This is a genomic window from Candidatus Sphingomonas phytovorans, from assembly GCA_029202385.1.
Taxonomy (GTDB): Bacteria; Pseudomonadota; Alphaproteobacteria; order Sphingomonadales; family Sphingomonadaceae; genus Sphingomonas; species Sphingomonas phytovorans.
The window spans coordinates 4,627,319-4,639,930 of sequence record CP119314.1; the positions used below are offsets into that span (position 1 = coordinate 4,627,319).

8 protein-coding genes are annotated in these 12,612 nt (G+C 67.4%); 6 read left to right on the forward strand and 2 right to left on the reverse strand.

Annotated features, from left to right (window positions below):
- Window positions 1-9 precede the first annotated feature (9 nt).
- The 3 genes from P0Y59_21405 to P0Y59_21415 are packed head-to-tail and all read left to right on the forward strand — an operon-like array spanning window position 10 to window position 2,940.
- The gene (locus P0Y59_21405) at window positions 10-852 is read left to right on the forward strand and encodes a hypothetical protein (protein ID WEJ99441.1); all 843 of its coding nucleotides are present in this window, start codon (window positions 10-12) and stop codon (window positions 850-852) included.
- A complete protein-coding gene (gene cobT, locus P0Y59_21410; protein ID WEJ99442.1) occupies window positions 849-2,678 on the forward strand; it encodes a cobaltochelatase subunit CobT in 1,830 nt (609 codons plus the stop codon). The genes P0Y59_21405 and cobT overlap by 4 nt, the downstream gene beginning before the upstream one ends.
- A gap of 16 nt (window positions 2,679-2,694) precedes the next feature.
- Complete coding sequence (locus P0Y59_21415) at window positions 2,695-2,940, forward strand: ribbon-helix-helix domain-containing protein (protein ID WEJ99443.1); 246 nt, start codon at window positions 2,695-2,697, stop codon at window positions 2,938-2,940.
- Between the two features lie 375 nt (window positions 2,941-3,315).
- Here P0Y59_21415 and P0Y59_21420 read toward each other — a convergent pair whose 3' ends face one another.
- A complete protein-coding gene (locus P0Y59_21420; protein ID WEJ99444.1) occupies window positions 3,316-3,891 on the reverse strand; it encodes a manganese efflux pump MntP family protein in 576 nt (191 codons plus the stop codon).
- Between the two features lie 338 nt (window positions 3,892-4,229).
- On the opposite strand from P0Y59_21420, the gene P0Y59_21425 reads away from it, so the two are divergent.
- The 3 genes from P0Y59_21425 (at window position 4,230) to P0Y59_21435 (ending at window position 7,747) form a co-directional block, all read left to right on the forward strand.
- Window positions 4,230-6,749 carry a TonB-dependent receptor gene (locus tag P0Y59_21425; GenBank protein WEJ99445.1) on the forward strand — a complete coding sequence of 840 codons (2,520 nt, stop codon included), beginning with the start codon at window positions 4,230-4,232 and terminating at the stop codon, window positions 6,747-6,749.
- A gap of 8 nt (window positions 6,750-6,757) precedes the next feature.
- The gene (locus tag P0Y59_21430) at window positions 6,758-7,522 is read left to right on the forward strand and encodes a tetratricopeptide repeat protein (protein ID WEJ99446.1); all 765 of its coding nucleotides are present in this window, start codon (window positions 6,758-6,760) and stop codon (window positions 7,520-7,522) included.
- Window positions 7,523-7,615: 93 nt separating this feature from the next.
- Complete coding sequence (locus tag P0Y59_21435) at window positions 7,616-7,747, forward strand: hypothetical protein (GenBank protein WEJ99447.1); 132 nt, start codon at window positions 7,616-7,618, stop codon at window positions 7,745-7,747.
- A 45-nt stretch (window positions 7,748-7,792) separates the two neighbouring features.
- Here P0Y59_21435 and P0Y59_21440 read toward each other — a convergent pair whose 3' ends face one another.
- Entirely contained in the window at window positions 7,793-12,406 is a 4,614-nt protein-coding gene (locus tag P0Y59_21440; protein WEJ99448.1) for an NAD-glutamate dehydrogenase, read from the reverse strand.
- Between the last annotated feature and the right edge of the window lie 206 nt (window positions 12,407-12,612).

Genomic DNA, 12,612 nt, shown 5'->3' on the forward strand with positions numbered 1-12,612 from the left:
GTGTTGGCAATGAATGTCCGGCCAGGCGACTCTCATTCCAGTAGCGGGAAATCGACGAAAGTCGCGGCGACTCTGGCCGTCCTGCTCACGCTTACCGCCGCCAAGACCCCCGACTACAAGGTCCAGCCGGCCTCGGTTCCCCTCCTTCCGGGCCGCACGCTCAAGGGAGAACAGATCGCCGTCCCCGGCGCCGTCATCGCGCAAAGCCCGCTCGGCCGGCCGGAAACGGTGCTGCTGGTCGATCCGATCGACCTCGACCGGCTCGGCCAGAAACGCCATTTCAGCCGCGAAACGGTGTTCGAATCGGCCCGCGTCGCCGGCATTCCCGGCGATCCGCCGGTGGTGTTCTGCGAGACGGAGCAGGATCCGTCCTTCACCAAGGCGATGGTCGGCTCGATGGGCTTCGGCCTGGTCGGCTTGCTCAGGCCGACCAAGCTGGTCACGCGCTACTGCCTCTACGACAGCGACAATGACGAGAAGCTCGATCACGCGATCCTGATCGGGGCAAAGGGCGACTCGGGCCGAGCGCCTTTCGAGATCACGCCCGCGCGCTACGGCCTGATCAGCGGATTGCTGCTCGGCGACGGCAGCGAGCTGCGGCTGCGTTATGCGGGGACGGCGGGCGAGAAGGACAGCCTGTCCTTCGATGCCGAGCTGATGCTGTACGGCATGAGCCGCCCCCTGCCGGAGGTGCGGCACAGGATATCGATCGCCCGCCTGCCGGCGTACGGCGTGATCGAAGGGGCGGTCGTGACCGTGCTCGAATTCGATCCGCAGACGAAGATCGCGCGGATCAGGATCGACCGCGATCTTGCGCCGGGGCGTTTGGTGGTGCCAGAGCAGAAGCCATGACGACGGAAACCCCCCTCGATCGCTTCAAGGCTGTGCTCGGCGGCACCGCGCGCGCGATCGCGCATGAGCCGGAGATCGAGCTCGCCTTCACCGCCGACGCCCCGACTCAGTCGGGCAAGCATATCAAGGTGCCGATGCCGGCGCGCACGCTGCCCGCCGAGCAGGTGGCGGAGGCGCGGGGCTTTGCCGATGGTTTCGCCCTTCGGTTGCGGCACCACAATGCGACGCTCCATGCCCGCCAGGCACCGGCCGAGGCGGTCGCGCGCGCCGTGTTCGACGCGGTCGAGGGCGCCCGGGTAGAGGCGCTGGGCGCGCGCGGCTATGCCGGCATCGCCGCCAATCTGGCGACGGCGCTCGACCTGAAGCTGCGCGCCGATCCGATCACCCGTGCCCGCAATCGCGAGGAGGTGCCGCTGTCGACCGCGCTTGGCCTGATGGTGCGTGAGCGGCTGACGGGGGCGGAGGCGCCGGCGGTCACCGCGCCCGGCATGGCGCTGGTGCGCGACTGGATCGAAGAGAAGGCGGGCAAGGACCTCGACGCGCTGGCGTTGGCGATCGACGATCAGCGTGCTTTCGCGACGCTGGTCACGCGCCTGCTCGAGGATCTCGACCTGGTCGAGGGCGACATGATCCCCGACGAGGCCGATGAAGGCGGATCGGAGGATGAGGGCTCCGACGAACAGCAGTCGGACGAGGGCGAGGACGGCGAGGGCGAAGGCGAGCAGGGCCAGGGCGAGATCGAGGCGCGCGGGTCCGATCGCGATGCCGAATCGCAGGACGGCGAAGGCGCCGAGCAGAGCGACGACGAATTCCAGGACATGGACGGCGAGGCAGGCGATGACGGCGAGGAAGGCATGCTGCCCGTCCGCCCCAATCGCCCCTTCTCCGATTTCTCGCCTCAGTTCGAATACAAGGCGTGGACGACCAGCTTCGACGAGGTGATCGCGGCGACCGATCTGTGCGATGCTGATGAACTGGCACGGCTTCGTTCCTATCTCGACCAGCAACTCGTTCATCTGCAGGGCGCGGTGACGAAGCTCGCCAACCGGCTGCAGCGCCGCCTGATGGCGCAGCAGAACCGGAGCTGGGATTTCGACCAGGAGGAAGGCCTGCTCGACGCGGCGCGTCTGGCGCGCGTGGTCGTGAACCCGACTCAGTCACTCAGCTACAAGATCGAGCGCGAGACCGATTTCCGCGATACGGTGGTCACCCTGCTGATCGACAATTCCGGGTCGATGCGCGGCCGGCCGATCTCCATCGCGGCGATCAGCGCCGACATCCTTGCCCGCACGCTTGAACGGTGCGGGGTGAAGACGGAGATTCTCGGCTTCACTACCCGCGCCTGGAAGGGCGGCCAGTCGCGCGAGACCTGGCTTTCCGCGGGTCGCCCGCCCCAGCCGGGGCGGCTCAACGATGTGCGCCACATCGTCTATAAGAAAGCTGACGAGCCATGGCGGCGTGCCCGCACCTCGCTTGGCCTGATGATGCGCGAGGGGCTGCTCAAGGAGAATATCGACGGCGAGGCCTTGCTCTGGGCGCACAGCCGGCTGATCGCCCGGCCCGAGGAGCGCAAGATCATGATGGTGATCTCGGACGGCGCCCCGGTCGATGATTCGACGCTCAGCGTGAACTCGGGAAGCTATCTCGAACGCCATCTGCGGCAGGTGATCAACTGGATCGAGACCAAGTCGCCGGTCGAACTGGCCGCAATCGGCATCGGGCACGACGTCACGCGCTATTATGCCCGCGCGGTGACGATCATGGACGCGGAACAGCTCGGCGGCACCATCATCGAGCAGCTTGCCGCCCTGTTCGACACAGACTGAGCGATCGGGGGCTGAATTGATCGAGGCGCCGCGCGGCGGGTTTGTCGGCCCGGTCAAGCGATCGGTGACGATCGCCGGGCACGCTACCTCGATCAGCCTCGAACCCCTGTTCTGGGAGGCGCTTGAAATCGCCGCCGAGACACGCTCCCTGCCGCTCAACGCCCTGATCGCCGAGATCGATGCGTTGCGTATCACCGCCGGCGATCCGCCCAACCTTGCGAGCGCGCTGCGGACCTGGCTTCTGGCGCAACACGCGAGTTAAACACCGCGTCATGCCGGACTTGTTCCGGCATCCACGGTTCGGCATTCTCTATGGCATGAGAGAGCGCGAACCGTGCGTGTGTATCCTGGCGAGTACGTTCAACGGTCGCCTTTACTCCGGCGTCACCTCGACCTCATCGAACGCGATAACCCAGATGGGATGACCTCGCGGTCGCGTTCGATCTCGATCCCTTACGTTGAGACATCGGTAGACCCCGGAACAAGTCCGGGGTGACGGTCGTGAAAGGAGCAGCGGCAGCCGCCAAATTCGTCATGCCGGACTTGTTCCGGCATCCACCGTCCCCCAAGGTCCCGACCCTTGGGGCGCGGCACGGCCGACCCCGGGGACCAAATCCCGGGCCGGACGCCGACGCCCTCAGGCCGTCAGATGCGTATACAGGATGAGGCTGCCGATCCCGATCAGCGTAAGGCCACCCGCCACCTCGGCATAGCGGCCGAGATAGGCGCCGACATGTTTGCCGATCAGCACGCCGATGGTCGCCACGACAGTGGTGACACCGCCGATCACCAGACAGGCGGTGACGATGTTGATGTCGAGAAAGGCAAGGCTCACGCCAACCGCCGTGGCGTCGATGCTGGTCGCGATCGCTGTCGCGGCCAGGCTCAGCAGGCCGTGGGGCCTGGCCGACCGATCAGCATCGCCGGCGTCTTCCGCCGGTTTGCTTGCCTGCCAGAGCATATGGAGGCCGACCGCCCCAAGCAGCGTGAAGGCGACCCAATGATCCACCTCGGCGATCCACGCGCTCAGCATCAGGCCGACCGCCCAGCCGATCGCCGGCGTGATCGCCTCGAAGAATCCGAAGATGATGCCGACGCGCAGTGCGTCGCGCCACCGGGTCGAATTCCCGTCGGCGCCCTTGCCGATCGCGGCGGCGAACGCGTCGACGGACAGGCTGAGGCCGAGGCCGCCCAGCGTAAGAATACCAGTCATGTCATCAATCCCGAGGCCTGCCGACGAACGATGTGAAACACCCCTGGCCTGAAAGAGGGGTCACATCGTTGGTCTTGCCGGGCTGGCGCATGCACCGCTGCCGTCGCCACGAACGATGCGGATCGCATGTTCGAGTATGTTGACGAAGGCCCTGCTCGAAGCAGGTGGCTACTCCCCAAGGAAGCGCGGGGATAGGGACGATCGGGCGAGCGGTCAACCGCCACGCGCTCCTTGCCTTTGACCATCCTTTTGGCCAAGTGCGTGAGAACTACTCTCAATAGCGTTGACAATGAGAGTAACTCGCAATAGCGGCACCCCGGAAACAAAGGGGACACAATTTGCGTACCACCAGCAACGCTCGCCGCGCGCCTGTCGCCAAGCCTGCATTTCTCGCGCTTTCGTGCGTCGGCGCGTTCGCCAGCGGCGCGGCTTTCGCCGCCGACGGGCCCAATCCGGCGGCGACCGACGATACCAATGCGCAGGATCGTGAAGATGTGCTCGTCACCGGGCAGCGCGAGATGACGCCAAAGCAGGTCGCGACGCCGGTCAACACGCCCAAGTCGATCGTCGTGCTGCCCAAGGAAGTGATCGAGCAGACCGGTTCGGCCAGCCTGGCGGATGCGCTGCGCACCGTGCCCGGCATCACCTTCGGCGCGGCCGAGGGCGGCAACCCGATCGGCGACCGTCCCTTCATCCGCGGTTTCGACAGCCAGGGCTCGACCTTCGTCGACGGCGTTCGCGATCTCGCGGCGCAGACTCGCGAAGTGTTCGCGGTCGAGGAGATCCAGGTCGTGCGCGGCTCGGATTCGACGCTCGGCGGTCGCGGCGGCGCTGGCGGTTCGATCAACATCATCTCGAAGCTGCCGACCGACCGTACTTTCGTGACGGCAAGCGCAAGCTACGGCACCGCCGACTACAAGCGCGCGACGATCGACGCGAACTACAAGCTGACCGACACGATCGCTTTCCGCATCGAAGGCATGTGGCACGATCAGGACGTCGCCGGCCGTGACGCGATCTGGCAGCGCCGCTGGGGCGTCGCGCCTTCGATCACCCTCGGGCTGGGCACCGATACCCGCCTGACCCTGTCCTATTACCACCTGACCAGCCACGAGCTGCCGGACAGCGGCATTCCGTATTTCTACACGATCGGCAACGCGCCGGGCACGGGCATCGTCTATTCGGCGCCGCTGGTCGGCAAGGGGACGACGATCGGCGGCACCACCGGGGTGGTGGATCGCTCGACCTTCTACGGCTTGAAGAGCCGCGACTTCCGCGATGCCGACACCGATCAGATCACGATCCGCGCCGAGCATGATTTCGGTACGCTGACGCTGCGCAACACATCGCGTTTCTCGCACAACACCCAGGCGTATATCTATACGCAGCCTGACGACCAGCAGGGCAATGTGTTCGGCACGTCGGCGACCCCGCCGGCCACCGGCAGCGCCGCGGCGCTCCGCGGCGATCTCGTCACCGGCGGCTATGTGTGGCGGCGCGCCAATACGCGCTATGGCTATACCGACAACATCACCAACCAGACCGACCTGTACGGCACCTTCGACACCGGCAGCATCAAGCACAGCATCTCCATCGGCGCTGAACTGTCGTGGGAAAAGGCACGGCGCGGGACGTTCGTGCTCTCGACCGGCGCCGGCGTGGCGCCGCGTTGCAATACCGCGACGGTTTCGCGCTATTATTGCACCAGCCTGTTCACCCCCAATCCCAACGATCCCTGGGTGAACTATACGACTGACTCGTCGACCGTGGCCGCGCCGATCACCAAGGTGCTGCCGATCCAGGAAACGCAGAACGACGCTGAAACCCGCTCGGTCTACGCCTTCGACTCGATCACCCTGCTGCCGTCGCTGATCCTGAACCTCGGCGCGCGCTACGATCATTTCAAATCGACCGTAACGCCGGGCCAGGCGGCAACGGCGACCACGACCTACAAGCTGAGCCGCACCGACAATCTGTTCAACTGGCAGGCCGGTCTTGTCTTCAAGCCGACCCCGGAAACCAGCCTGTACGCGTCGTACGCGACTGCGGCGACGCCGCCGAACAGCCTGCTCGGTGAAGGGTCGGAGACGAATGCGCTCGGCACGCCGACCAGCGACGTGACCTACAACACGGCTCTCGCGGTGCTCAACTCGCTCAAGATCGAGAAGACCCGCTCCTATGAGGTTGGGGCCAAGGCCAATCTGATGGGTGGCAGGCTGTCGCTCAACGCTGCGGCCTTCCAGACCGATACCGACAACGCCCGTGTCACCGGCCCGAACAACACGGTCGAGTTCCTCGGCAAGCGCCGCATCCGCGGCGTCGAGGTGAACGCAAGCGGCCAGATCCTGCCCGGCTGGACCATCTTCGGCGGCTATACCCATCTCGATCCGAAGATCGTCGATGGCGGCTTCACGGCGCTCGCGGTTGCGGCGAATGGGCCGGCTGCTGCTACGGTGGCGCTCGTTCCGTCGGTCAATACCGGCAAGCAGGCGACCCAGACGGCGCGCGACAGCTTCACGATGTGGACGACGGTCGAGCCGGTGAAGGGCTTCTCGATCGGTGGCGGCGCCTTTTACACCAGCCGCGTGTTCGGCGGGTACAGCGACAACCGCTCTGCGTCGCAGACCAGCGCTGGCGTGGTGACGGTGACCCCGGCGACCAAGGTCCTGTATCGCACGATCCCGGGCTATTGGCGCTTCGATGCCCGCGCCTCCTACCGCTTCTCGCGCCAGGTCGAGGTCTCCGTCAACGTGCAGAACCTGACCGACAAGACCTATTTCAACCAGGCCTATACCGCGCACTATGCCAGCATCGCGCCCGGTCGTTCGGCCTTCGGCACGCTGACCGTCAAATATTGATGGAAGGCATGGTTGAATCAGCCCCGGCCATGACCGGGGAGGATTTGAATGCCCTGACGCCCGACGAGATCGCCGAGCGCCTTTCGGGACCGCCCGAAGAGCGCGCGGCGTTCGTGCGCCAGGCGGCCGAGGCCGGGCTGGCCGAGGCGCAGGCGGTCTATGGGCAGATGCTGCTCGATGGCGCTGGTGTCGCGAAGGATGCGGTCGCCGCGCTCGACTGGTTCACCAGGGCGGCCGCGCAGCATCACCTGATGGCGATCAACATGGTCGGCCGCTGTTACGATCTCGGCTGGGGCACGGTGCCCGACAAGGCGCGCGCGGCCGAATGCTATCGCATCGCCGCCAGGCGCGGGCTCGACTGGGGCATGTATAATTACGCGACCCTGCTCGCGCTCGGCCACGGCGTGGCGGAGGACAAGGCGGCGGCGCTCGACTGGTTCCAGCAGGCGGCCGCGCTCGGCAATGCCAAGGCGATCAACTTCGTCGGCAGCTTCCACGAGGATGGCTGGGTGGTGCCGCGCGACATGGCGAAGGCGGCGCGCTGCTATGCGCGGGCGGCGCAGGGCGGGGATTTCCGCGGCTGCTTCAACCATGCCCGGATGCTCGGGGCGGCCGGGAAGACAGAAGAGGCGATCGGCTGGCTGAAGCGCGCCGGCGAGACGGCGACGCCCGCCTTTGTCGAGAAGGCGAGCGCCTGGCTGGCGACGGCCGATCTGCCAGCCTTCCGCGTGCGCGGCGTGCAGGCCCTGCGGATCGGTGCCGGCCTTTCCTGACCGCGCCACGGCGGCAGGCGCGACCGATCCGTCGTATTTCTCCTTATTGTGGCGACTCGTCACCGCGCGGTACATCGCGTTCAGGAGAGCGAGATGCCCCACCCATCACCCGTATCCGACAAGGACGGCGCCGACACCGGATCGGTGCTTGGCCTGTTCTACGCCGTGCCGTTCGCCCTGCTCGTCTGGGCGGCGATCCTCTGCTGGCTGTTCGTCGTCCGATAGAATGAAAGGGCGCGCGGCCGGAGCGGCCGCACGCCCTTCGCCCTGTCACCGCCCCAGCAGGACCCGCGCCTGTCCGGCGATCTGCGCGAGCATCGCCGCGTTCGGTGCCGGGGCGTGCCGGGCACGGTCAACCACCGACTTGAACTGAGCGACCCGGCCGGCATTGGCAGCGAGCCACGTCTCGACCAGCGCCTGCGGATCGCCTTCGCCGCGGCTGAGGAATTCGAGCCGCAGCTGCTGGAAGTCCCGCGCCAGGCCGGCGATGAGCAGCCGCTCCCACGGGTCGCTCGACACGATGCGCGCGGCATTGGCCTGCGCCCAGTCGAGCCCCAGCGCCTGGCCGAGCCGGGTGAAGGCCCGCGTCAGCACGATCTCGTCAAGGGCGAGCCGCTCGCCGAGATCGGCCAGGCCGACCGCGCCGTCCAGCTCGAACAGCCGCACCACCTTCTGCACCAGCTTCCTGGGTGCGCCGGCCGCTTCGAGCGTCGCGGCGATTCGTCCGCTCTGCGCGCTGGCTTCCTCGAGCAGCAGCGCCTTGGTCTGCTTGTCGAGCGTGCCGATGCCCTTGGCGAGCCGCGCCATGGCTGGGCCGGGGCCGGTGCCGGTCCGCACCACCCGGAGCAGGTCGGCGATCTGCGAGCGGGTCGCCACCGCCACTTCCTCGAACAGCGCGATGCGCGCCGTTTCGGGCATGTCGGCCGTCTCGATCTCGGCCCAGAGCGCCGGCAGGCCGAACAGCCGCTCGGTCACGACGAACATCGCCGCGATGTCGCTCATCGCTGCGCCTTCCTCCTCGGCCAGCTCGAACGGATGGAGCACACCAAGCCGGTTGACGATCCGGTTGGCGAGCTTGGTCGCGACGATCTCGCCGCGCAGCCGGTGCTGGTCGATCGCCGAGGCGAACTTCTTGCGCATCGCCGGCGGGAAGGCTGCCTGGAGATCGGGCGCAAGATCGGGGTCGAGCCCGAGCGTGCCATGCTCGATCGCCGCCTGGAGCGACAATTTGGCGGTGGCGAGCAGCACGGCCAGTTCGGGCCGCGTCAGGCCATTGCCCTCCTGCGCACGGCGCAGCAGGTCGTCGTTCGAGGCAAGCCCCTCGACCGCGCGGTCGAGGCTGCCCGATGCCTCGAAGATCTCGATCAGCCTGACATAACTCGGCACCGACCTGGCGCCGTCATTCTCCATGATCGAGAGAGCCAGCGTCTGCAGGCGGTTATCCTCAAGCACGATGTGCGCGACATCGTCGGTCATGCTCGCGAGGAAGATATTGCGCTTCTCATAGGCGAGGCGGCCCTCGATCATCTCGCGGTTGAGCGCGATCTTGATGTTGACCTCATTGTCGGAACAGTCGACGCCCGCCGAATTGTCGATGAAGTCGGTGTTGATCCGCCCGCCGCGCGAGGCGAACGCGATTCGTGCCGCCTGGGTCACGCCCAGGTTCGCACCCTCGCCGATCGCGGTCGCGCGGATATCCTCCGCATTGACTCGAAGCCGGTCGTTGGCCGGATCGCCGACCTGGATGTTGTTCTCCGCCGCCGCCTTCACATACGTGCCGATGCCGCCGAACCAGATCAGGTCGACCGGTGCCTTCAGAATGGCGGAGATCAGCGCCCCCGGCTCCATCTCGCTCGCCTCGATGCCGAGCGCCGCGCGCACCTGCTTCGACAGCTTGATCGTCTTGTCGGTGCGCGGGAATACCCCGCCGCCCCTTGAGATCAGCGATGGGTTATAGTCGGCCCAGCTCGACCGCGGCAGCGCGAACATGCGCGCGCGCTCCTCCCAGCTTGCCGCCGGATCGGGATCGGGGTCGAGGAAGATATGGCGATGGTCGAACGCGGCGACGATCTTCAGCGTCTTCGACAGCAGCATGCCGTTGCCGAACACGTCGCCCGACATGTCGCCGCACCCAACCACGCGGATCGGCTGGCTCTGCACGTCGACGCCCCGCTCGGCGAAGTGACGCTGGACCGAGACCCAGGCGCCCTTGGCGGTGATGCCCATCGCCTTGTGGTCATACCCGACCGAGCCGCCCGAGGCGAAGGCGTCGCCGAGCCAGAAGCGGTTCTCCAGCGCGATCGCGTTGGCCACGTCGGAGAAGGTCGCGGTGCCCTTGTCGGCGGCGACGACGAAATAGGGGTCGTCGCCGTCATGCACGATCACGCCCGCCGGATGGACGATCTCGCCCTCGACGATATTGTCGGTGATCGACAGGAGCGATCGGATGAACACGCGGTAACTCTCGGTCCCCTCGGCCAGCCACGCGTCGCGGCTTGAGACAGGCGGGAGTTGCTTGGGATAGAATCCGCCCTTGGCCCCGGTCGGCACGATCACCGCGTTCTTCACGCGCTGCGCCTTCATCAGGCCGAGGATCTCGGTGCGGAAATCGTCGCGCCGGTCGGACCAGCGAAGCCCGCCGCGCGCGACCGGGCCGGCGCGCAGATGGATTCCCTCGACCCGCGGCGAATAGACCCAGATCTCGCGCCACGGCACGGGGGCGGGCAGGCCGGGGATCAGGTGGCTGTCGAGTTTGAACGCAAGCGCCGTCTCGCCCGCCGGGGCGAAGGCGTTGGTGCGCAGCGTCGCCGCGATCACGTTGCGCAGCGCGCGCAGGATCCGGTCGTCGTCGATCGCCGAGACGGCGTCCAGCCCGGCATCGACCGCGGCGTCGGCGGCATGGATCGCCTCGGCCTTCGCCTTGCGCGCCGGGTCGTGCGCGGCGGCGAACCGCTCGATCAGCCCGGCCGCGACCTTCGGCGCGCGGCGCAGCGCGTCGACCACGGTGACCAGACTGTAGGGCAGCCCGGCCTGGCGCAGATAGCGGAACCAGGCGCGGAACAGCACGACCGACGACGGGGCCATGCCGGCATCCACGATCAGCCGGTTGAACGCGTCATTCTCGGCATGGCTCTCCAATACGGCCGCGACCGCATCCTCGAGCACCGCCGGATCGCCCTTCACCGCCCCGGCGCTCTCGACCAGGAATTCATGGACGAAACCCTGCGCGTCGTCGGCCAGCGCGGTCGGCACTTCCTCGATCACGCGGAAACCGAAATTCTCCAGCACCGGCACCGCGTCGGACAGCGCCAGCGCGCCGCCCAGGCGATAGATCTTCATCCGCGCCGCGCCGTTCGAATCGCGGTACAGCCTGACCGAGCGGGCATCGGGCGTGTCGAGCCGGGCAAGCCGCAGGATGTCCCGTGCCGCCTCCTCGGCGCTGCCGCTGGCGCGATAGCCCTGCGGGAAGGTCGCCGCATGGCGCAGCGCGAGCCGGGTCGCGCGCGCCGGCTCGACCATGTCGGCCAGCGCCGCCTCGACCGCCGGTACCCAGCCGCGCACCATCCGCGCGATCCGGGCATCGAGCGCCGCTGCGTCGGGCATCACGCCCTCGCCGCGCAGGTCGATGGTGTAGCGGATCTGCGCGACCACGCCGTCCTCCATCGCGATGCCCCAGTTGAGCAGCGTGCCGTTCGCCGCCTCGGCCAGCATGTCGCCGATCGCGACCCGACGCGCGGTGGTGAGGTCGTCGCGCGGCAGCCACACGAACGCGAACAGATGCCGCCCCAGGATGCTGCGCACCAGGATCAGCGCCGGCCGCGGCCGGTCGGCCAGCGACATGGCGGTGAGCGCGAGATGCTCGAGCGATTCGACGTCGAACGCGCTGATCAGGTCATGCGGCAGCGCGGCCAGCGCGTGAGTCAGTGCCTTGCCGGTATGCCCCTTGGGATCGAAGCCGAACTTCGCCTCGAGCGCGGTGAGCCGCTTGCGCAGCACCGGCACGTCCTGCGGCGGGGCGTTGAGCGCGGAACTGGTCCACAGGCCGGCATGGATCGACAGCCCGGTGACCTTCTTGCCCTCGCGGATCGGCACCAGCACCAGGTCGAGCGGCACATGCCGGTGCACGCCGGAGATCTGGTTGGACTTGAGCAGCAGCGGCGCTTCCCCGCCCTTCTCGAACCATGCCATGGCGAGCGCGCGCGACGCCTCGGCCAGGATCGGCACGCTATGCGCATGGCGCGCGATGCCGAGCGGCTTCTCGCTCTTGCCGCCCTGCCATGATTCGGCGCCGAGCAGGGTGAAGTTGCGGTCGAGGAACCACAGCAGCAGTTCGGCGCCCTCGCTGGTGCCCAATGCCTCGGCATCGGCGGCCATGCGCGCCTGCATCGCCGGCCAGTCGGCCACGGCCGAACGGACATCCGCCAGATTATGCTCGAGCGCGGCGATCAGTTCGCGCCGCTCGCGCGAATCGGCGCGCTCCATCTCGATATAGATCATCGATTCGGGCGATCCGCCCTCGCCATCGGCCCCGCCGACACTGGTCAGCACGCCGGACGCATCGCGCGTGACGCTGAGCACCGGGTGGATGATCCGGTCGATCACGACATTATGCGCGCCGATCGTCGCCGCGATCGAATCGACCAGGAAAGGCATGTCGTCGTTGACGATGGCGAGCCGCATGGTGCGGCGCGGTTCGGAGCCGGCGATCGGTTCGAGCGCGAGCACTGGCTTGCCGGGCGGCCGCGTTTCGGCGGTGGCGGCGACGAAGGCGGCGGCATCAGCCCGCTCCGCCTTTCCGAACCCCTGCAATTCCCCTGGAAGTGCGCCCTTGGTCAGCCGGACAGCAAGCGCGTCCGACAGCGATTTCAGCGTGGTCTTGGCCATCGCAGCCCTATGCTCCCGCCCGTTGCGGGCTTCAACCCTTGTGGCGCTGCACAATGATTTTGGGGCGGGAGAGGGGGCACAATCTCCCTCTCCCCTTGTGGGAGAGGGTGGCCGAGCGAAGCGAGGTCGGGTGAGGGGGAGTGGGGCTCGGAACCTCGCGAGTGTCCCCCTCACCCTTCCGTCGCTGCGCTCCTCCCTCCCTCTCC

What these genes read in the sequence shown, in the direction of transcription:
- P0Y59_21420 (WEJ99444.1), bottom strand. Translation starts at nt 3,891, where the DNA reads ATGACTGGTATTCTTACGCTGGGCGGCCTCGGCCTCAGCCTGTCCGTC.
- P0Y59_21435 (WEJ99447.1), top strand. Translation starts at nt 7,616, where the DNA reads ATGCCCCACCCATCACCCGTATCCGACAAGGACGGCGCCGACACCGGA.
- P0Y59_21405 (WEJ99441.1), top strand. Translation starts at nt 10, where the DNA reads ATGAATGTCCGGCCAGGCGACTCTCATTCCAGTAGCGGGAAATCGACG.
- P0Y59_21430 (WEJ99446.1), top strand. Translation starts at nt 6,758, where the DNA reads ATGGTTGAATCAGCCCCGGCCATGACCGGGGAGGATTTGAATGCCCTG.
- P0Y59_21440 (WEJ99448.1), bottom strand. Translation starts at nt 12,406, where the DNA reads ATGGCCAAGACCACGCTGAAATCGCTGTCGGACGCGCTTGCTGTCCGG.
- cobT (WEJ99442.1), top strand. Translation starts at nt 849, where the DNA reads ATGACGACGGAAACCCCCCTCGATCGCTTCAAGGCTGTGCTCGGCGGC.